The sequence below is a fragment of the Micromonospora sp. NPDC047527 genome (assembly GCF_040643015.1).
GTDB lineage: Bacteria > Actinomycetota > Actinomycetes > Mycobacteriales > Micromonosporaceae > Micromonospora.
Genome location: NZ_JBEYTK010000010.1, coordinates 1 through 20335 on the forward strand (window position 1 = coordinate 1; position 20335 = coordinate 20335).

The 20335-nt window shown below is 72.2% G+C and carries 15 protein-coding genes; 11 read left to right on the forward strand and 4 right to left on the reverse strand.

From position 1 onward, the window contains the following. Nucleotides 1-133: 133 nt before the first annotated feature. From ABZ808_RS27770 to ABZ808_RS27785, 4 genes are all read right to left on the reverse strand, one after another. The gene (locus ABZ808_RS27770) at nucleotides 134-1198 is read right to left on the reverse strand and encodes an NADH:flavin oxidoreductase/NADH oxidase (protein ID WP_357012033.1); all 1065 of its coding nucleotides are present in this window, start codon (nucleotides 1196-1198) and stop codon (nucleotides 134-136) included. 68 nt (nucleotides 1199-1266) lie between these two features. Next, entirely contained in the window at nucleotides 1267-2571 is a 1305-nt protein-coding gene (locus tag ABZ808_RS27775) for a dicarboxylate/amino acid:cation symporter (RefSeq protein ID WP_357012415.1), read from the reverse strand. 201 nt (nucleotides 2572-2772) lie between these two features. Beyond that, nucleotides 2773-3456 carry a DUF998 domain-containing protein gene (locus ABZ808_RS27780; protein ID WP_357012036.1) on the reverse strand — a complete coding sequence of 228 codons (684 nt, stop codon included), beginning with the start codon at nucleotides 3454-3456 and terminating at the stop codon, nucleotides 2773-2775. Further along, nucleotides 3449-4414 (reverse strand): glutathione S-transferase C-terminal domain-containing protein, encoded by a 966-nt coding sequence (locus tag ABZ808_RS27785; RefSeq protein WP_357012038.1) that lies wholly within the window; start codon nucleotides 4412-4414, stop codon nucleotides 3449-3451. Before ABZ808_RS27785 ends, ABZ808_RS27780 begins: the two co-directional genes overlap by 8 nt. A 107-nt stretch (nucleotides 4415-4521) precedes the next feature. Here ABZ808_RS27785 and pcaF point away from each other — a divergent pair, with 107 nt between their 5' ends. The 11 genes from pcaF to ABZ808_RS27840 all read left to right on the forward strand — a co-directional run bounded on the left by pcaF (nucleotide 4522) and on the right by ABZ808_RS27840 (nucleotide 20328). Then, the gene (pcaF, locus tag ABZ808_RS27790; protein WP_357012040.1) at nucleotides 4522-5727 is read left to right on the forward strand and encodes a 3-oxoadipyl-CoA thiolase; all 1206 of its coding nucleotides are present in this window, start codon (nucleotides 4522-4524) and stop codon (nucleotides 5725-5727) included. Between the two features lie 153 nt (nucleotides 5728-5880). Beyond that, the gene (locus ABZ808_RS27795; protein ID WP_357012042.1) at nucleotides 5881-6693 is read left to right on the forward strand and encodes an SAM-dependent methyltransferase; all 813 of its coding nucleotides are present in this window, start codon (nucleotides 5881-5883) and stop codon (nucleotides 6691-6693) included. Between the two features lie 4 nt (nucleotides 6694-6697). Next, nucleotides 6698-8863 carry an EAL domain-containing protein gene (locus ABZ808_RS27800; RefSeq protein WP_357012044.1) on the forward strand — a complete coding sequence of 722 codons (2166 nt, stop codon included), beginning with the start codon at nucleotides 6698-6700 and terminating at the stop codon, nucleotides 8861-8863. After that, nucleotides 8860-9360 (forward strand): DUF456 domain-containing protein, encoded by a 501-nt coding sequence (locus tag ABZ808_RS27805; RefSeq protein ID WP_357012046.1) that lies wholly within the window; start codon nucleotides 8860-8862, stop codon nucleotides 9358-9360. Before ABZ808_RS27800 ends, ABZ808_RS27805 begins: the two co-directional genes overlap by 4 nt. Nucleotides 9361-9658: 298 nt before the next feature. After that, nucleotides 9659-11245, forward strand: coding sequence for an amino acid permease (locus ABZ808_RS27810; protein ID WP_357012048.1), 1587 nt, complete (start codon nucleotides 9659-9661; stop codon nucleotides 11243-11245). A gap of 158 nt (nucleotides 11246-11403) precedes the next feature. Then, on the forward strand, nucleotides 11404-12768 hold the full coding sequence (locus tag ABZ808_RS27815) for a glutamine synthetase family protein (protein ID WP_357012050.1): 1365 nt from the start codon (nucleotides 11404-11406) through the stop codon (nucleotides 12766-12768). 180 nt (nucleotides 12769-12948) lie between these two features. Further along, nucleotides 12949-14310: an aldehyde dehydrogenase family protein gene (locus ABZ808_RS27820; protein WP_357012053.1), complete on the forward strand. Its 1362-nt coding sequence runs from the start codon at nucleotides 12949-12951 to the stop codon at nucleotides 14308-14310. Between the two features lie 5 nt (nucleotides 14311-14315). Beyond that, nucleotides 14316-15083, forward strand: coding sequence for a 3-oxoacyl-ACP reductase (locus ABZ808_RS27825; RefSeq protein ID WP_357012055.1), 768 nt, complete (start codon nucleotides 14316-14318; stop codon nucleotides 15081-15083). Nucleotides 15084-15127: 44 nt separating this feature from the next. Then, nucleotides 15128-15883 carry a gamma-glutamyl-gamma-aminobutyrate hydrolase family protein gene (locus tag ABZ808_RS27830; protein WP_357012057.1) on the forward strand — a complete coding sequence of 252 codons (756 nt, stop codon included), beginning with the start codon at nucleotides 15128-15130 and terminating at the stop codon, nucleotides 15881-15883. A 46-nt stretch (nucleotides 15884-15929) separates the two neighbouring features. Further along, a complete protein-coding gene (locus ABZ808_RS27835; RefSeq protein WP_357012059.1) occupies nucleotides 15930-16481 on the forward strand; it encodes a pyridoxamine 5'-phosphate oxidase family protein in 552 nt (183 codons plus the stop codon). Nucleotides 16482-16671: 190 nt separating this feature from the next. After that, a complete protein-coding gene (locus ABZ808_RS27840) occupies nucleotides 16672-20328 on the forward strand; it encodes a SpoIIE family protein phosphatase (RefSeq protein ID WP_357012061.1) in 3657 nt (1218 codons plus the stop codon). The last annotated feature ends 7 nt before the right edge of the window (nucleotides 20329-20335 follow it).

Genomic DNA, 20335 nt, shown 5'->3' on the forward strand with positions numbered 1-20335 from the left:
CTCCCGCTCCCCCAATACCCCACCCCCGCGCGCGGGCGGGGCGTGTGGGGGGCCGCCGGGGGGGGGGGGGGGGGGGCCCCGGGGGCGGGGGGGGGGGGGGGGGGGCCCCCCCCGCCCCCCCGCCCGGCGGGGATCAGGCGCGGGCGTACTGCGCCGGCCCGTTGTACGCGACGCCGAGTTTCGCGGCGGCCCGGCGGGGCCAGTACGGGTCACGCAGCAGTTCCCGGCCGAGCAGCACCAGATCGGCCTCGCCGTTGGCGATGATCTGCTCGGCGTGCTCCGGCTCGACGATCAGGCCGACCGCGCCGGTCGGTACGCCGGCCTCGCGGCGGATCTGCGCCGCCAGCGGCACCTGGTAGCCGGGGCCGAGCGGGATGCGCTGGGCCACGCTGATGCCGGCAGAGGACGCGTCGACCAGGTCGACGCCGACACCGGCCAGCTCGCCGGCGAGCACGACGCTGTCCTCGATCGTCCAGCCGCCCTCGACCCAGTCGGTGGCGGAGATCCGGGTGAGCACCGGCACGCTCTCGCCGACCGCAGCGCGTACCGCCCGGGCCACCTCCAGGGTGAGCCGCATCCGGGCGGCCCGGTCACCGCCGTAGCCGTCGGTGCGGTGGTTGCTCAGCGGCGACAGGAACTCGTGCAGCAGGTAGCCGTGTGCGGCGTGGATCTCCACGGCGGCGAAGCCGGCGGCGAGGGCCCGCTCGGCGGCGGTGCCGAACGCCTCGACGACCCCGGCGATGCCTGCCGCGTCGAGGGCGGTCGGCGTCCGGTAGTCGGCGGCGAACGGCTCCGACCCGGGGGCGACGGGCGTCCAGCCGCCCTCGGCGTCCGGTACGCCGCCGCGCTCCGGTGCCCACGGCCGGTACGTGGAGGCCTTGAACCCGGCGTGCGCGAGCTGGACGGCCGGCACCGCGCCGTGGGCGGCCACGAACGCGGTCACCGGTCGCCACGCGTCGACGTGCGCGTCGGACCACAGCCCGGTGTCCTGCGGGCTGATCCGGCCCTCGGGCAGCACGGCCGTCGCCTCGCTCAGCACCAGCCCGGCGCCACCGACCGCGCGGCTGCCGAGATGGATCAGGTGCCAGTCGGTGGGCAGGCCGTCCGGGCCGGCGGAGTACTGGCACATCGGCGCCAGGGCGATCCGGTTGGGCAGAGTGACCGCGCGCAGGGCCAGCGGTGCGAACAGGGAGCTCATATCGTCATCCTTTCGGAAACGCCGACGGACCCCGTGCGGAGGGGTCCGTCGATGTCGGTGTGCCGAGGTCAGGCCGGGACGGGGCTCAGCTCGTCCCGCCGGTCGGGGCGCGCCGGCGGAGCCGGCTCCGGGTCGGTCAGGTCCCGTCGACCGGCGGCGTTGTACGCGGCCCGGTCGAGGGTGCCCTCGCGGGCGGCGACGACGGTCGGCACGAGTGCCTGCCCGGCCACGTTGGTGGCGGTCCGGACCATGTCCAGGATCGGGTCGATGGCCAGCAGCAGGCCGGCGCCGGCCAGCGGCAGACCCAGCGTGCTCAGGGTGAGGGTGAGCATCACGATCGCGCCGGTCAGGCCGGCGGTGGCCGCCGAGCCGACGACCGAGACGAAGGCGATGAGCAGGTAGTCGGTAATGCCGAGGTGCACGCCGAACACCTGGGCCACGAAGATCGCGGCGAGCGCCGGGTAGATGGCGGCGCAGCCGTCCATCTTCGTGGTGGCACCGAACGGCACGGCGAACGAGGCGTACTCGCGGGGCACGCCGAGCCGCTCGACGGAGCGCTGGGTCACCGGCATGGTGCCCACCGAGGAGCGGGACACGAACGCCAGCTCGATCGCCGGCCAGGCGCCGGCGAAGAAGCGCAGCGGGTTGAGCCGGCCGGCGAGGATCAGCACCAGCGGGTAGACCACGAACAGCACGATGGCGCAGCCGACGTAGACGTCGGTGGCGAACTTCGCGAGGGGGGCCAGCAGGTCCCAGCCGTACGAGGCGACGGCGTTGCCGAGCAGGCCGATGGTGCCGATCGGGGCGAGCCGGATCACCCACCAGAGTGCCTTCTGCACGATCTCCAGCAGGGAGCGGTTCAGCGCCACGAACGGCTCGGCGGCGTCGCCGACCAGCAGCGCCGCGGCGCCGACCACGAGGGCGAGGAAGACGATCTGGAGGACGTTGCCCTCGACGAACGCGCCGACCGGGTTGGTGGGCACGATGCCGGTGAGGAAGTCGGTCCAGGAGCCGGTGTTCTTCGGCGGTGCCGCGCCGCCCAGGTCGAGGGTGACGCCCCTGCCCGGGTTGGTGAGCAGGCCGATGCCGATGCCGATGCTCACCGCGATCAGCGCGGTGATGCCGAACCACATCAGGGTCTTCAGCGCGAGCCGGGCGGCGTTGGCCACGCCGCGCAGGCTGACCACGCTGACCACGATGGCGGTGAAGACCAGCGGCGGCACGGCCAGCTTGAGGAGTTGGATGAAGAGGCTGCCGACGGTGTGCAGGGTGGTGGTCAGCCAGCTCAGGTCATTGCTTCGGGCAACGAAACCGAGTGCGACGCCGAGCACGAGGCCGAGCAGTATCTGCACGGAGAAGGGGATCTTGCGCAGGCCGAAAGACATGAGAACGTATCCAATTGTCGGGGTCTGGTCGAGGTAGGCGCGGGGAGGGCGGCTACGCCGGACAGATGCCGCTGGCCTGCAGTCGAAGATCGACATACAGGCGAACGGTGAGGCCCCAGACATTGGTCATCGCTGAGCGAGGTTACGCCGATGGTGGGCCACCGCAAGGAGTGCTGGCCGTGATGCTCCTTACCGTCGCGCAACCTCAAGCTGCGGAATAAACCTGCTCAGGGCCAGCGTGGTGGCGGTGGCCACCGCCCACAGCACCGCGAGCCCGAGGACCAGCCGTTCCAACACGCCCACCAGGGTTCCCCGGCCGACGACGAGCATGGCCACCCCGACCGCCGCGCACAGCGGAAAGGCGAGCGTCGCCGCGCGAGCGGCCAGCCGGCGCACCGCCGGACCCGACTGCTCGGACCCGGCCAGCACGGCCATGGTGAGGACCACCGCCGCGGTCGCCACGATGCTCGCGCCGCCATGCACCAGGTCGGCCACCGTCGCCCGCTCGAACGGCGGCAGCGGGCAACCGGCCGAGCAGGTCACCGCCCCGGACACGGCGGTGAACACCGCGCTGGTGGCGAGCAGCGCCGGCGCGATCCGCACCCCCGGGGGCAGCGCCACGGCGAGCAGCAGCAACGCGCCGGCCAACGCCAGGACCCCGATCCGGTACGCCGCGGCGTACGCGCTGCCGGCGATGCCCGCCTCGCTCACGTACCCGGTGAGGCCTGGACCCGGACCGAAGACCACCGCGAACGTCACCGCGACCGCGCCGGCCAGCGCGCCCCCGGCAGCGGCCGACGCGGCGGCCCGGCGGGCGATGTCCCTGCGGGCGACGGACGCGGCCCCGGTGCCGGCCCGGCCCGGCTCAGTCACGCCCGTGCGGCGTGGTCCAGCCGGCCTCGTAAGGCCCGAGCGGCACGATGCCGCTCGGGTTGATCTCCCGGTGGGTGCCGTAGTAGTGCCGCTTGATGTGGTCGAAGTCCACCGTCTCGCCGAAGCCCGGGGTCTGGAACAGGTCCCGGGCGTACGCCCATAGCACCGGCATCTCGGTCAGTTTGTCGCGGTTGCACTTGAAGTGCCCGTGGTACGCGGCGTCGAAGCGGACCAGCGTGGTGAACAGCCGCACGTCGGCCTCGGTGATCGCGTCGCCCATCAGGTAGCGCTGCCCGGCCAGCCGCCGCGACAGCGCGTCCAACCGGGCGAAGAGCGCCCGGAACGCCTCGTCGTACGCCTCCTGCGAGGTGGCGAACCCGCACCGGTAGACGCCGTTGTTGACGTCGGTGTGGATCTCGGCCATCAGCGCGTCCATCTCGGGGCGCAGTTCGACCGGGTACAGATCCGGTGCGTCGGGGGCGTGCAGCCGCCGCCACTCGGTGGAGAAGTCGAGGGTGAGCTGCGGGTAGTCGTTGGTCACCACCCGGCCGGTCAGCGTGTCGACCAGCGCCGGGACGGTCACCCGGCCGGTGTAGTCCGGGTCGGTGGCCAGGTACGCCTCGGAGAGGAAACCGACGCCGAGGACCGGGTCGAAGCCATCCGGGTCGAGGGCGAACGCCCAGCCGCGCTCGTCCCGGATCGGGTCGACGGTGCCCAGCGAGATCGCGTCGTCCAGGCCGAGCAGGCCGCGCACGATCTTCGCCCGGTGCGCCCACGGGCACGCGCGGCACCAGATCAGCCGGTAACGACCGGCCTCCAGCGGCCAGCGGTCCTGATCGTCGGGGCCGCCGCCGGGCGGGGAGGTCGAGTGCGGGGTGACCCGACCGGTGAACCGGTTGGGCTGGCGGACGAACGCGCCGTCGCCGCTGGTCTCTGCGCTGAACTGGGCCGGGGCCATGCCGTCAACCTATCCGCTGCCGGCGCGGATATCCTGGCGGCCGGCAGCCTCCGCGACCCGGTGGGCGTGCCCCCACCCCCGCCGTCTGCACCCCCGAAGGACTCGCGATGACCGTGGCATACCTGGTGGCCGGTGTCCGTACCCCGATCGGCCGGTACGCCGGCGCGCTGGCCGGCGTCCGCCCCGACGACCTGGCCGCGCACGTGATCCGCGAGTTGGTGGCCCGCCACCCGTCGGTGGACTGGGCCCGCGTCGACGACGTCGTGCTGGGCTGCGCCAACCAGGCCGGCGAGGACAACCGCAACGTGGCCCGGATGGCGGCGCTGCTGGCCGGTCTGCCCGAGGAGGTGCCGGGCAGCACGGTCAACAGGCTCTGCGGCTCCGGGCTGGACGCCCTCGCCACCGCCGCCCGGTCCATCGTGGCCGGAGAGGCGGAGCTGGTGGTCGCGGGTGGGGTGGAGAGCATGAGCCGGGCGCCGTTCGTCATGCCGAAGGCCACGTCGGCGTACTCCCGCTCGGCCGAGGTGCACGACACCACCCTGGGCTGGCGGCTGGTCAACCCGCTGATGCGCGACGGCTGGGGGGTCGACTCGATGCCGGAGACGGCGGAGAACGTGGCCGCCGAGTACGGCGTCAGCCGCGCCGAGCAGGACGCCTTCGCGTACCGCTCACAGCAGCGCGCGGCCAAGGCGCAGGCCGACGGCCGGTTCGCCGAGGAGATCGTGCCGGTCACCGTGCCGGCCGGCCGCCGGGAGACCCGGCTGGTCGAGGCCGACGAGCACCCCCGGGAGACCACGCTTGCGAAGTTGGCCGCGCTGCCCACCCCGTTCCGCGACGGCGGCACGGTGACCGCGGGCAACTCCTCGGGCGTCAACGACGGCGCGGTCGCGCTGCTGGTGGCCAGCGAGGCGGCGGTCGCCCGGTACGGCCTGACCCCGCTGGCCCGCATCGGCGGTGCGGCGGCAGCCGGCGTGCCGCCCCGGATCATGGGGATCGGCCCGGTGCCGGCCACCCGCAAGCTGCTTGACCGCGTCGGTGTCGAGTTGAGCGCGGTGGATGTGATCGAGCTGAACGAGGCGTTCGCCGCGCAGTCGGTGGCGGTGCTGCGGGAGCTGGGCCTGCCGGTCGACGCCGAGCACGTCAACCCGAACGGCGGTGCCATCGCGCTCGGGCACCCGCTGGGTGCCAGCGGCGCCCGGCTGGCGTTGACCGCCGCCCTGGAGTTGCGCCGTCGCGGTGGCAGCCGGGCGCTGGCCACCATGTGCATCGGCGTCGGTCAGGGCATCTCGCTGTTGCTGGAGTCGGCGGCCTGAGCGCGGAAAGAGCGTGAAGGGATCTCCCGAACGCGGGAGTCGGCGGCCTAGAGTGGTCCACACCACACGAACCGCGGGGTCGGCCGGTGGTCGCGCGGGCCCGCCGACGCCGGAGCCGCCTCGCGCCGCGGCGATGAACTGGGGAGCACGCTGATGCCGGACGGACTGCCGACCGAGATCGATCTGACCAGGCCGAGCGCGGCCCGGGTGTACGACTATTTCCTGGGTGGGGCACACAACTTCGAGATCGACAGGCAGTTGGCCGAGCAGATCGCCAGCATGACCCCGAACCTCGCCGCCACCATGCGCTCCGGTCGGGAGTTCCTGCGCCGGGCCGTACGCGCGCTGCTCGACGCCGGCATCGATCAGTTCCTCGACATCGGCTCCGGAATTCCCACCGTGGGCAACGTGCACGAGGTGGCCCAGTCGGCGAACCCGAAGGCCCGGGTGGTCTACGTCGACATCGACCCGGTGGCCGTCGCGCACAGCCGGGAACTGCTCGCCGGCAACGACCTGACCGGGGTGATCCACGCCGACCTGCGTGAGCCGGAGCGCATCCTCGACGAGACCCGGCGGCTCGGGTTGATCGACTTCAGCCGGCCGATGGGCATCCTGCTGGCCGGGGTGGTGCACTTCATCCCGGACGCCGACCGGCCCGATGACATCCTGGCGACCCTGCGGGCGGCCGCCGCGCCCGGCAGCTTCCTGGTCATCTCGCACTCCACCTTCGAGGACCAGCCGCAGGAGATGCTGGACGCCCAGCGTCTCTCCTCGCGTACCGACACCGAGATCACCCTGCGCTCCCGCGCGCAGGTCACCGGGTTCTTCGGCGACTGGACCGTCCTCGAACCGGGCGTCGTGCACATGCCGCTCTGGCGTCCCGACTCGCCGTCCGATGTGGACGAGCACCCCGAGAGGTTCGGCGCCTTCGGGGCGGTGGCCCGGTACGACCAGTCCGTCGGCTGACCCCGTGGCCGCCGTCCCGGACCCCACCGGAGTCGACGTCGGCCGTGCCGACGCCCAGGGCTACGCCGCCGACTGGGCCCGCGCGGTACGCCGCCTCGGTTTCGTGCCGCTCAGCGCGGCCGAGACCGAGCGGCTGCTGCTGGCACACACCCTCCGGCTGGCCCAGGCCCTGCGGGCAGAGCCGTTCTCGGTCCGTCCCGCCGAGGAGGTCGGGCGGGCGCTGGTGGAGGCGCACCTGACCGAGCCCCGGGCGTTGGAGTGGTCGCTGCGCGCCCTCGGTGACGATTTTCCCCAGCGGGTGCTGACCGCCGACGACCGACCGGTCGACCTGACCCGGCGGATCGCGGCCGTGCAGGGCGGCCTGGCGGCCGGGTTCGCCCGCGCGTTGCGCGACCGCACCTTCACCCAGCAGGAGCGGATCGCGCGGTCGGCGTGGCAGGCACGCGACGAGGTCGAGCAGGCGCTGCGCGACAGCGAGGCGCGGTTCCGGGCGGTCTTCACCGGCGCCGCCATCGGGATCGGCATCGCCGGGGTGGACGGTCAGATCCTCGACGTCAACCAGGCGTTCGCCGACATGCTCGGCTACTCGATCGAGGAGTTGTGTGAGACAAACGTGGCGGGGCTGTTCCACCCCGACGACACCGCCGGCATGTGGGAGCTGTACCAAGAGTTGATCGAGGGCAAGCACGAGTCGGCGCGGGCCGAGAAGCGCTACTACCGCAAGGACGGCAGCGTCGTCTGGACCAACCTGGTCGTCTCGCTGATCCGGCACGACGACGGCCGACCCCGCTTCACCGTCGCCATGATCGAGGACATCACCGAGCGGTACGAACTCCAGCAGCGGCTGCGCTTCCAGGCGTCCCACGACCCGCTGACCGGGCTGCCCAACCGGACGCTGTTCTTCGAAACGCTGGGCCGGGTCCTCGACACCGCGGGTGCCGGGCAGCGGGTCGGGGTGTGCTTCCTCGACCTGGACGGCTTCAAGGCGATCAACGACAGCCTCGGCCACGACCTCGGTGACCGGCTGCTGGTGGTGATCGGCCGGCGGCTGGCCGAGTGCGTGGCCGACCACGGCCACCTGGTCGCCCGGATGGGTGGCGACGAGTTCGTGATCCTGGTCGACGGCGGGGCCGGCACCGCCGACGCGGTGGCCGTGGCGGAGGCGGCGCTGGCCGCCGTCGCCGCCCCGGTGCACGTCGGCGACCAGCAGTTGGCGGTCTCCGCCAGCGTGGGCATCGTGGACTGCCCGGCCGCGGAGACCACCGCCTCGGAGCTGATGAAGGCCGCCGACACCACGCTCTACTGGGCCAAGGCCGCCGGCCGTGGCCGGTGGGCGGTGTACGACCCCGAGCGCAGCGCCCGCGACATCGCCCGGTCGGCGCTTGTCGCCGGGCTACCCGCCGCGCTTGACCGGGGCGAGTTCGTGGTGCACTACCAGCCGATCGTGTCGCTGCTGGAGGGCACCATGCTCGCGGTGGAGGCGCTGGTCCGCTGGGAGCACCCGGAGTTGGGCCTGATCGGCCCGGACCGGTTCATCGGCCTGGCCGAGGAGACCGGCCTGATCGTCGGGCTCGGCGAGTGGGTGTTGCGGCAGGCCTGCCAGGACGCCGAACGGTGGTGGCGGGAGTTCCCCGAGGCTCGGCTGGTGGTCAGCGTCAACCTGGCCGCCCGGCAGGCCGACGACCCGGCGATCGTCGAGACGGTGGCGGACGTGCTGGCCACCAGCGGGCTGCCGGCGGAGCTTCTCCAACTGGAGTTGACCGAGAGCGCCGTGATGGGCAGCGCCGGGGAGCCGCTGCGCAGCCTGCACCGGCTCGCGGCGCTCGGCGTCCGGCTGGCCGTGGACGACTTCGGCACCGGCTACTCCAACCTGGCGTACCTGCGCCGGCTGCCGATCCACTGTCTGAAACTGGCCGGCCCGTTCGTCGAGGGCATCCGCGCCGACGGGACGGACGTCGTGGCCGACCACCGTGACGAGCGGATCGTCGACGCGTTGGTCCGGCTCGCGCACGCCCTGGAGCTGTGGGTCACCGCCGAGGCGGTGGAGACCGGGGTGCAGGCGGAACGGCTGCGGGCGCTGCGCTGCGACACCGGTCAGGGGCGGTACTTCGGCGCCCCGGCCCCGGCCGATGTGATCACGGCCCGACTACGCGGCGGGGTGGCGGCGTGAGCCTGACGGACTCACAGACGGTGGTGACCGTGGTGGCCGCGCTGGCCATCCTGGCCGGGTTGGCAGGCGTGGTGGTGCCAGGTCTGCCGGCGCTGCCGCTGTGCTGGGGCGGTGTCCTGGTCTGGGCGATCTTCGGCGGTGCCGGCGTGGGTGGCTGGGCGGTGTTCGCCGCCGCCACGTTTGTCGCCGTGTCCGGCGCCGTGATCAAGTACGCGTGGCCCGGGCGGAACCTGAAACGCACCGGCGTGCCGACGTCCACGCTGCTCGCGGGCGGCGTGCTCGGCATCGTCGGGTTCTTCGTGGTGCCGATCGTGGGGCTGGTGCTCGGCTTCGTCGGCGGGGTGTGGGCGGCGGAGCGGCTGCGGCTCGGCAGCCACCAGCTCGCCTGGCCGTCCACCGTGCAGGCGCTCAAGGCGGCCGGCCTGTCGATGCTGGTGGAGTTCCTGGCCGGCCTGGTCATCGCGGTCCTCTGGGCAACCGGCCTCCTCCTCACCTGACCGCTTTTCGTCGGCGATCAGGAGGAGGGGGCGCGGGGCACATTTGGGTACGGCGGTGCCGTCCGTGAGAGAGAGGCTGTGCCCCGCGCCGCCGCGGTCCGGGCGGTCCGAGCGCCCGGGGTCGGCCCGTCGTGATCGGGCCTGGTCACGAGGTCAAGGATGCGGCCGGGTGGCCGGCGTGGCAACACAATTACCGCGACGGCGGTGCGATTCCCACCGACCAACGTATTGACCGCCTTAATCGGCCAGGATCACACTTTGCCCACTCGCACGCGGAACCACCTCAGGGAGGTGTGCAGTGGCCACGACCCCCGTGCCGACCGCCGAGCAACCGATGGACGAGGACGCCCGACGGCTCGCCGAACTCGGCTACAAACAGGAACTGCGCCGTAAGTGGAGTGGCTTCTCCAACTTCGCCATCTCGTTCTCCATCATCTCCATCCTGGCCGGCTGCTTCACCACGTTCGGCCAGGCGTGGAACAACGGCGGGCCGGTCGCCATCTCCTGGGGCTGGCCGCTGATCTCACTGTTCATCCTGATCATCGGCTTCTGCATGGCCGAGCTGGTGTCGGCGTACCCGACGGCCGGCGGGATCTACTGGTGGGCGGCCACCATGGGTCGTCCGGTGCACGGCTGGTTCACCGGCTGGTTGAACCTGATCGGCCTGGTCGCGGTCACCGCGTCGGTCGACTACGGCTGCGCGACGTTCCTCAACCTCACCCTGTCGGCGCTCTTCGACGGCTGGGCCGGCACGCTGCGCCAGGCGTTCATTCTCTTCGTGATCATCCTGGCGCTGCACGGGCTGATCAACGTCTTCGGGCACCGGATCATCGACGTACTCCAGAACGTCTCGGTCTGGTGGCACGTGGCCGGCGCTGCCGCCGTGGTGGCCATCCTGGTCTTCGTCCCGGACAACCACCAGAGCTTCCAGTTCGTGTTCACCGAGCGGTTCAACAACTCCGGCTTCGGTGACGGGGACATCGGCGGGTTGACCTTCTGGTTCTACGTGCTGCCGCTGGGCTTCCTGCTCACCCAGTACACGATCACCGGCTTCGACGCCTGCGCGCACGTCTCCGAGGAGACCCGCGGCGCCTCGCAGGCCGCCGCCCGCGGGCTCTGGCAGTCGATCTTCTATTCGGCGATCGGCGGCTGGATCCTGCTGCTGGCGTTCCTCTTCGCGGCCACCGACGTCGAGGCGGTCAACGCCGCGGGTGGCTTCTCCGGCGCCATCTTCGAGTCGGCGCTCACCCCGGTATTCTTCAAGATCGTCATCATCATCTCCACCATCGGGCAGTTCTTCTGCGGCATGAGCTGCGTGACCTCGATGAGCCGCATGACGTACGCGTTCAGCCGCGACCGGGCCGTGCCCGGCTGGCGGCTGTGGTCCAAGGTCGACCGCAACGGCACCCCGGCCAACGCGATCATCGGCGCCACCCTGGCCGGCCTGGTGCTCACCCTGCCGGCGCTCTACGAGAGCTCGGCTGGCATCCCGATCGCCTTCTACGCGGTCGTCTCCGTCGCGGTGCTCGGGCTCTACCTGTCCTTCCTCATCCCGATCGCGCTGCGACTGCGCCTCGGTGACCGGTTCACCCCCGGCCCGTGGACGCTGGGGCGCAAGTACAAGGTGCTCGGCTGGATAGCGGTGATCGAGATCGTGGTCATCGCCGTCTACTTCGTGCTGCCGATCGTGCCCGCCGGGGTGCCCGGCAACGACGACTTCGCCTGGTCGGCGGTGAACTACGCGCCGCTGGCCGTCGGCGGGGTGCTGCTGGTGGTCGCCGTCTGGTGGTACGCCTCGGCCCGGAAGTGGTTCACCGGCCCCGTGCGTACCGTCGAGGACCCGGCCCGGTCGCCCGACCCGGCGCCGGTCGACGGGCCGGGCTGACCCGACCGTCCCGGTCCGTCGCACGGCGGACCGGGACGCGGGTACGGCCGCAGCCCGCCGCCTGCGCACATCCGAGCGATCCCGTTTGCGGGGGTCGCCGCAGCGGGCATTGACGGTGGTCCGGTTTGCCAGTAGACCTTGGTGATGGAGGCCCGCGAATGAGGAAAGCACCGCTCACGCTGGAACAACTGCGGGTCGCCGTCGCCGAGGGCGAGATCGACACCGTGGTGCTGGCCCTCGTCGACATGCAGGGCCGGTTGCAGGGCAAGCGGTTCCACGCGCCCTACTTCCTCGACCAGGTGGTGGCGGGCGGCAGTGAGGGCTGCAACTACCTGCTCGCCGTGGACGTCGACATGAACACCGTCGACGGGTACGCGATGTCGAGCTGGGAACGCGGCTACGGCGACTTCGCGATGGTTCCCGACTTCGACACCCTGCGCCGGACGCCCTGGCAGCCCGGCTCCGCGCTGCTGCTCGCCGACCTGACCTGGCTGGACGGCTCCGGTGACGTGGTCGCCTCGCCCCGGCAGATCCTGCGCCGGCAACTGGCCCGGCTGGCCGAGCACGGGCTGACCGCGTACGCCGGCACCGAGCTGGAGTTCGTGCTGTTCCGCGACTCGTACGAGGACGCCTGGCGGCGCGGCTATCGTGATCTCACCCCGGCGAATCAATACAACGTGGACTACTCGCTGCTCGGCACCGCCCGGGTGGAGCCGCTGCTGCGCCGCATCCGCACCGAGATGGCCGGCGCGGGGCTCACCCCGGAGAGCGCCAAGGGCGAGTGCAACCTCGGGCAGCACGAGATCGCCTTCCGCTACGACGAGGCCGTGGCGTGCGCCGACCACCACGTGATCTACAAGAACGGGGCCAAGGAGATCGCCGCCCAGGAGGGCATGGCGATCACCTTCATGGCCAAGCCGAACGAGCGGGAGGGCAACTCCTGCCACATCCACTTCTCACTGCGGGACTCGGCCGGCTCGTCGGCGATGCTCGGCGACGGGCCGGCGCACCTGTCGCAGACCGGCCAGCGGGTGCTCGCCGGGCTGCTCGCCACCATGCGGGAGTTCAGCCTGCTCTTCGCCCCGAACATCAACTCCTACAAGCGCTACCAGCCGGGGTCGTTCGCCCCGACGGCGCTGCGCTGGGGAGTGGACAACCGCACGTGCGCGCTGCGGGTGGTGGGGCACGGGCAGGGCATGCGGGTGGAGAACCGGGTGCCGGGCGCCGACGTCAACCCGTACCTGGCGATCGCCGGTCTGGTCGCCGGCGCGCTGCACGGCATCGACCAGGAGTTGGAGCTGGGCGACGAGTGCACCGGCAACGCCTACGACGACCCGGAGGCCGAGCGCGTCCCCGGTACCCTCCGCGACGCCCTGACCCTCTGGGAAAACTCCACCGTGGCCCGCGACGCCTTCGGCGACGAGGTGGTAGCCCACTACGCCAACCAGGCAAGAGTCGAGCTGAAAGCCTTCGACGCAGCGGTGACGGACTGGGAGCTGACCCGTGGCTTCGAACGCCTCTAACCCACCCACCGCGCCGCGTTCCGCGCCGCCACCCTCCGCCGCGATCTTGCACTTTCTGTCGCTGATTCGTGATGGATCGCGGCTTATGTCGGGGCAGTAACTGCAAGATCGCGGCAGAGGGCGGGGAGCGCGCGGGAGCGTGGGAGCGCGGGGAGCGCGGCGGAGCGCGGGAGAGGGGTGGTGACGGTGGCTTTGGTTGTTGATCCGGCTTCTGGGGTTGGGTTTCGGGACGTGCCGGGGGCCTCCGTGGAGGTCGTTGATTCCGCGATCTCGCGGGCTGTCGCCGCGTTCGAGGTGTGGCGGAAGGTCACGCCGGGGGATCGGGCTCGGTTGTTGCGGCGGTTCGCCGCTGTTGTCGACGCGCACCTGGACGAGTTGGCCGCGCTGGAGGTTCGCAACTCCGGGCACACCATCGGCAACGCCCGCTGGGAGGCCGGCAACGTCCGGGACGTGCTGGACTACTACGCGGGCGCGCCGGAGCGGCTGACCGGGCGGCAGATCCCGGTGCCCGGCGGGCTCGACGTCACCTTCCACGAGCCGCTCGGCGTGGTCGGCGTGATCGTGCCGTGGAACTTCCCGATGCCGATCGCCGCCTGGGGGTTCGTCCCGGCCCTCGCCGCCGGCAACACCGTGGTGCTCAAGCCCGCCGAGCTGACCCCGCTCACCGCGCTGCGCCTGGCCGAGTTGGCCCGCGAGGCCGGTTTGCCCGAGGACGTGTTCACCGTCGTCCCCGGCGAGGGCGCGGTGGTGGGGGAGCGGTTCGTCAGCCACCCGGCCGTCCGCAAGATCTGCTTTACCGGCTCGACCGAGGTGGGCACCCGGATCATGGCCGGCTGCGCCGCGCAGGTGAAGCGACTCACCCTGGAGTTGGGTGGCAAGAGCGCCAACATCGTGTTCGCCGACGCCGACCTGGAGCGCGCCGCCGCGACCGCGCCGGGCGCGGTCTTCGACAACGCCGGCCAGGACTGCTGCGCCAGGTCGCGGATCCTGGTCCAACGCCCGGTGTACGACCGTTTCCTGGAACTGCTCGAACCGGCGGTGCGGGCGGTACGGGTGGAGGATCCGTCCCGGGACACCGCCGAGATGGGTCCCCTGATCTCCGCCGCCCAGCGCGACCGGGTCGCCGGCTACCTGACCGGGGCGACTGTCGCCTTCACCGGCTCCTGCCCCGACGGCCCGGGGTTCTGGCACGCGCCCACGGTGCTGCTGGCCGACTCACCCGCCGACCGGCACTGGCGGGAGGAGATCTTCGGTCCGGTGGTCTCGGTCCTCCCGTTCGACGACGAGGCCGACGCGATCCGGCTCGCCAACGACACCGAGTACGGTCTCTCCGGCTCGATCTGGACCCGCGACGTCGGTCGCGCCCTCCGGATGGCCCGCGCTGTCGAGGCCGGCAACCTGAGCGTCAACTCGCACTCCTCGGTGCGCTACTGGACCCCGTTCGGTGGGATGAAGCGCTCCGGGCTCGGCCGTGAGCTGGGTCCGGACGCGCTGCATTCCTTCACCGACGTCAAGAACGTGTTCATCGCGACAGAGGAGTGACGCCAGTGCAGGGTCGGTTGCAGGACCGGGTGGCCGTGGTCACCGGAGCGGGTAGCGGGATCGGGTTGGCCACCGTCCGGCGGTTCGCCGCAGAGGGTGCCCGGGTGGTCTGCGTGGACATCGACGCGGCGGCCGGCGAGAGGGCCGCGCGGGAGTGCGGCGGCGAGTTCGTGGCCGCCGACGTCGCCGATGAGGCGGCGGTGCGTGACCTCTTCGACGGGGTCGCCGAGCGGCACGGACGGGTCGACGTCGCGTTCAACAACGCCGGTATCTCCCCACCGGACGACGACTCCATCCTGGACACCGGGCTCGACGCGTGGGAGCGGGTGCTGCGGGTCAACACCACGAGCGTCTACCTGTGCTGCAAGTACGCGATTCCGCACATGCGCCGTCAGGGCAAGGGCTCGATCATCAACACCGCCTCGTTCGTGGCGCTGATGGGTGCGGCGACGTCGCAGATCGCGTACACCGCGAGCAAGGGGGGCGTGCTGGCGATGACCCGGGAGTTGGGTGTCCAGTTCGCCCGGGAGGGCATCCGGGTCAACGCGCTCTGCCCCGGCCCGGTGGCGACCCCGCTGCTGCTGGAGTTGTTCGCCGCCGACCCGGAGCGGGCCGCGCGTCGGCTGGTGCACGTGCCGATGGGCCGGTTCGGGCAGCCGGAGGAGATCGCCGCCGCGGTGGCGTTCCTGGCCAGCGACGACGCCTCGTTCATGACCGCCGCGCAGTTCGTGGTGGATGGGGGCATCACCGGCGCGTATGTCACTCCGCTGTGAGCGCGAGGAGTGGGCCGGGTTTGCGAGCGAACGGTGCCGGTCCCGTGAGGCGGCCACTAATCGGGATCAGCGCGTACGTCGAGCCCGCGGACTGGGCGGTCTGGCGTGGCGTGCGGGCGGTGCTGGTGCCCGAGGCGTACGTCCGGGCGGTGACCGCCGCGGGTGGCCGGGCGGTGGTGCTGCCGCCGGACGACGAGGACGGTGACGTGCTGGCCGTCCTCGACGGGTTGCTGCTGGCCGGCGGTGCGGACGTGGACCCGGGGCGGTACGGCCAGTCGCCCGACCCGCGGACCGAGGACCGGCCGGACCGGGACGCCGGTGAGCTGACCCTGCTGGCCGCCGCGCTCGACGCCGGGCTGCCGGTGCTGGGCGTCTGCCGGGGGATGCAGTTGCTCGCGGTGGCCTACGGCGGCACTCTGCACCAGCATCTGCCCGACGTGGTGGGTCACGAGGCGCATCGGCCGGCGCCGGGGGTCTACGGCGCCCATCCGGTGCGGTTCGCGCCGGGCAGTCTTGCCGCCACGGTGTTGGCCGGGGTGGAGCGGGTCAACTCGTACCACCATCAGGCGGTCGCCGACCCGGGGCGGCTCGTGGTCACCGGGTGGGCGGCGGACGGGGTGATCGAGGCTGTCGAGGATCCGGACCGCCCGTTCGTGCTCGGTGTGCAGTGGCATCCGGAGAACGAGGCGGACCCTCGCCCAATCACCGCGCTGGTCAGAGCCGCCGGTCGGCGAGGGCCCACCCCTCCGGTCACCGTCCGGGACGAGAGTCGGGGTCCGGCCCGGCCGACGGCGGTGTGACGTACGTCCCCCCGCCCGATGGTGCGGCCGGTGCAAGGATCAGCGCATGGGGAAGGTGTATGCGGAGATCGACGGTCGTCTGCGGGACTTCATCGAGGCCCAGCGGGTCTTCTTCGTGGCCACCGCGCCGTCCGGTGCGCAGGGGCACGTCAACGTGTCGCCGAAGGGCATGACGGGCACCTTCGTGATCCTCGGCCCGCACCGGGTGGCCTACCTGGATTACCACGGCAGCGGTGCGGAGACCATCGCCCACCTGCGGGACAACGGCCGCATCACGCTGATGTTCTGCGCGTTCGAGGGGCCGCCGAAGATCGTCCGCCTGCACGGCCGGGGCAGCAGCGTCGCGGTCACCGAGGCCGCCTTCGCCGACCGGCTCGCCGAGTTCCCCGCGCCGCCGGACGTGCACGCCGTGCGGGCCGTGATCAGCGTCGAGGTGGAGCGGGTCAGTGACTCCTGCGGCTATGCCGTGCCGCTGATGGACTTCCGCGCGGAACGCGACCTGTTGCTCACCTCGCACTCCCGGCGTACGGCCGACGACCTGGTGACCTACCGGGCCACCAAGAATGCCGCGAGCATCGACGGGTTGCCCGTTTTCTGAGCCGTCGGGCCGCTTCCGCGCCACCGGTGGGGCCGGTGCCCGCCCCGCGCTGTCGGGTGTCCGACCGGCCCGGCGTAGGTAACCAGCGTCTACGGTCCGCCGTGCGTTACGTTGCTGATCCGCCTGGGTACAAGTCGATGCACGGCGCGGAAGATCAACGGCTGGGGGCACGGCCGGAGCGGGAGGCTGCATGAGCTCGGCTCAGGGGGGCGCGGACGCGGGGCATTCCGTCACGGACGGCGATGAGGTCCCCCCGCTGCTGGCTGCCGCGTTCTCGAACGGCGGCGAGCTGGGCGAGCGGCTGCGGGCCTTCGACTGGTCCACGGCGCCGCTGGGCGCGCCGTCCCGCTGGCCGGTGGCCCTCTCCAGCGCGGTCGGCATGATGCTCGCCTCCAGCGCGCAGATCGTCATGTTCTGGGGTGACGACCAGCTCGCCTTCTACAACGACGCCTACCGGCCGACGATCGGCGGCAAGCATCCGCACGTGCTCGGGCAGCCGGCCCGGCAGCACTGGGTGGAGACGTGGGAGGTGCTCGGTCCGCTGCTGGACGGGGTACGACGTACCGGGCGCTCCTACCGCGCCGAGGACCACCCGTTCCTGCTGGACCGGCACGGCTTCGTCGAGCAGACCTACTTCGACATCGCGTACGACCCGATCCGGGGTGCCGACGGCGCGGTCAGCGGCGTCTACTGCATCGTCAACGAGACCACCGGGCGGGTGCTCGGCGAGCGTCGACTGCGGGCGCTCGCGGAGTTGGGCGCGGAGCTGGTCGACGTGACAAGCGCGGCCGAGCTGGGCCGTACCGCAGTCAGCGTGCTCGGTCGGCACCGGGCCGACGTGCCGTTCGCGTTGATCTACCAGGCCGACTCCGCCGGCCGGTTCGTCCTGACCGGCGCGACCGGCGCCGACCCGGCCGCGGTCGGCATGACCGCGGACGCGTTCGCCCAGTTGGTCGCCGAGGGGCCCGCCACCGTCGAGGTCGCCGACCTGTTCGACCAGCCGCCGGCCGACGTGGCCGACGTCGCCCGCGTACTGCCGCTCATGGCGACCAACGAGACGGTCGGCGCGTTGGTCGTCGGCGTGGACCGTCGGCTGCCGCTCGCCGACGAGTACCGCGACTTCCTCGACCTGGTGGCCGCGCAGATCTCCCGGGCCGTGAGCATCCAGCGGGCGTACCAGCAGGAGCGGGCCCGTGCCGCCGAGCTGGCCGCACTGGACCGGGCGAAGACCAACTTCTTCGCCAACGTCAGCCACGAGTTCCGCACCCCGCTGACGCTGGTGCTCGGCCCGATGGAGGACATGCTGGCCGACCCGAAGCTGCCCGCCCCCTACATCGACCGGCTCACCATGATGCACCGCAACGCGCTGCGCCTGCTCAAGCTGGTCAACACCGTGCTGGACTTCTCCCGGCTGGAATCCGGTCGGCTCGCCGCCCGCTACCAGCCCACCGACCTGGCCGGCTACACCGCCCGGCTCGCCAGCACCTTCCGTTCGGCCACCGACCGTGCCGGGTTACGCCTGGTGGTGGACTGCCCACCGCTGCCGACGCCGGTCTTCGTCGACCGGGACATGTGGGAGAAGATCGTCCTCAACCTGGTGTCGAACGCCCTGAAGTTCACCTTCGACGGCGAGATCCGGGTGCGGGTCCGTGCGGTCGACGGCGCGGCCCGACTCGACGTCACCGACACCGGCGTGGGCATCGTGCCGACCGAGTTGCCGCACGTCTTCGAGCGGTTCCACCGGGTGCCCGGCGTGCGCGCCCGCACCCACGAGGGCACCGGGATCGGTCTCGCGCTGGTCCGCGAGCTGGTCGAGATGCACGGCGGCACGGTCGGGCTGACCAGCCAGGTCGACGAGGGCAGCACCTTCACGGTGACCATCCCGTTCGGGTCGGCGCACCTGCCCGCCGACCGGGTGGCCGGGTTCGCCCCCCTGCCGGCCGGCCAGCCCGAGCAGGCCCGGCTCTACGTGGCGGAGACAGCGCTGTGGTCCGGCGCCGACACGGGCCCGGAGTTCGACAGCCAACCGTCCGCGGGCACTCCCGCCGGCCGGATCCTGGTCGTCGACGACAACATCGACCTGCGTGAGCACGTCACCCGGTTGCTCTCCCCGACCTGGGAGGTGGTCACCGCGAGCGACGGTCTGGCGGCTCTGGAGCTGGCCCGCGAGGGCGGTTTCGACCTGGTGCTCACCGACGTGATGATGCCCCGGTTGGACGGGTTCGGGCTGGTCGGCGCGTTGCGCGGGGATACGCGTACCCGTGATGTGCCGATCGTGCTGCTCTCCGCCCGGGCCGGTTCCGCGGAGGCGGTGGCCGGCCTCTCCGTCGGCGCCGACGACTACCTGACCAAGCCGTTCTCGGGGCAGGAGCTGATCGCCCGGGTCCGGGCGAACGTCGAGCTGGGCCAGCTGCGCAGGCAGATCATCCGTCGGCTGCGCGCACTGGCCGACGCGGCGGTGGCGGTGAACACGGCCCGCTCCACCGGCGACGTCCTCGAGGTCGCCGCCCGGCACGCGCTCAGTCTCGCCGAGGCGGCCCGGGTGGTGGTCACCTCGGCCGATGCCCGGTTCGAGGCCGACGCGGGCGGCGCCACGGCCACCGACCCGTCCTTCGTGGCCGAGCTGACCGGCACGAGCGGTGAACAACTCGGCGAGTTGCGGGTCTGGCAGGCGGCCGGTGACGAGTCGCAGGCCGACGAGGCCGCGCTTACCCAACTGGCCCGGCTGGTCGGGGTGCGGCTGGAGAACGCCCAGCTCTACGAGGCCGAACACCGCATCGCCACCACGTTGCAGCACAGCCTGCTGCCGAGGACGCTGCCGCAGATGCCGGGCGCGGTGGTGGCGAGCCGCTACCTGCCGGGCACCGCCGACGTCGAGGTCGGCGGCGACTGGTACGACGCGATCGCGCTGGAGAGCGACGAGTTGGTGCTGGTCATCGGCGACGTGGTCGGCAAGGGCGTGCAGGCCGCCGCGGCGATGGGGCAGCTGCGCAACGCGCTGCGCGCGTACCTGCTGGAGGGCTTCGACCCGGGTGAGTCGCTGACCCGGCTCAACCGGCTGGTCGGGTCCACCGAGGGGCGCTCCTTCGCGACAGTGGTCTGCCTGCTGTTCAGTCCGCGTACCGGCCGGTTGCGCTATGCCAGTGCCGGTCACCCGTCCCCCCTGGTGATCCGGGGGAGCGACGCGGCGTTCCTGCACGACCGTGCGCTCGGCCCGCCGGTCGGCGCCATTCCGGGCGCGACGTACCAGACGGTCGAGGGGGAGCTGACCGCCGGCGGTCGGCTGCTGCTCTACACCGACGGGTTGATCGAGGACCGGCAGGTCGGCATCGACGCCGCGCTGGCCCAGTTGCGCGTCGACGCGGCCACCCCGGGCGAGCACGTGGCGGACCTGATCGACACGGTGGTCGACCGGGTCGCCAGCCGACCGCGCCGCGACGACGTGGCGGTGCTCGCCCTGGAGGCGGCTGAGCTGAACCGGTTCGCGTTGCGGCTGCCGGCGGACCCGACCCGGTTGAGTGTGCTGCGCAAGCGCCTGGAGGACTTCCTGGTCGCGCACGACGTCGACGAGACCGACCTGTTCGACCTGACCGTGGCGGTCTCGGAGGCCGCCGCCAATGCCATCGAGCACCCGCTCCACCCCGCCGAGCCGGTGATCGGCGTGGAGGTGGCCATCGAGGACCGGACGGTCGTCGCCACGGTGCGCGACAGCGGGCAGTGGCGTGAGTCGACCGACTCTGGGTTCCGGGGGCGCGGGCTGTCTTTGATCAGCGCCCTGGGTGACCTGACGGTGCGGCGTACCGATGACGGCACCGAGGTGACACTGCGCCGGGAGTTGCGGGCCTGAGCGGGGC

Coding starts and splice junctions, on each gene's coding strand:
- ABZ808_RS27770 (WP_357012033.1), bottom strand. CDS start 1,198: ATGAGCTCCCTGTTCGCACCGCTGGCCCTGCGCGCGGTCACTCTGCCC.
- ABZ808_RS27785 (WP_357012038.1), bottom strand. CDS start 4,414: ATGGCCCCGGCCCAGTTCAGCGCAGAGACCAGCGGCGACGGCGCGTTC.
- pcaF (WP_357012040.1), top strand. CDS start 4,522: ATGACCGTGGCATACCTGGTGGCCGGTGTCCGTACCCCGATCGGCCGG.
- ABZ808_RS27795 (WP_357012042.1), top strand. CDS start 5,881: ATGCCGGACGGACTGCCGACCGAGATCGATCTGACCAGGCCGAGCGCG.
- ABZ808_RS27815 (WP_357012050.1), top strand. CDS start 11,404: ATGAGGAAAGCACCGCTCACGCTGGAACAACTGCGGGTCGCCGTCGCC.
- ABZ808_RS27835 (WP_357012059.1), top strand. CDS start 15,930: ATGGGGAAGGTGTATGCGGAGATCGACGGTCGTCTGCGGGACTTCATC.
- ABZ808_RS27840 (WP_357012061.1), top strand. CDS start 16,672: ATGAGCTCGGCTCAGGGGGGCGCGGACGCGGGGCATTCCGTCACGGAC.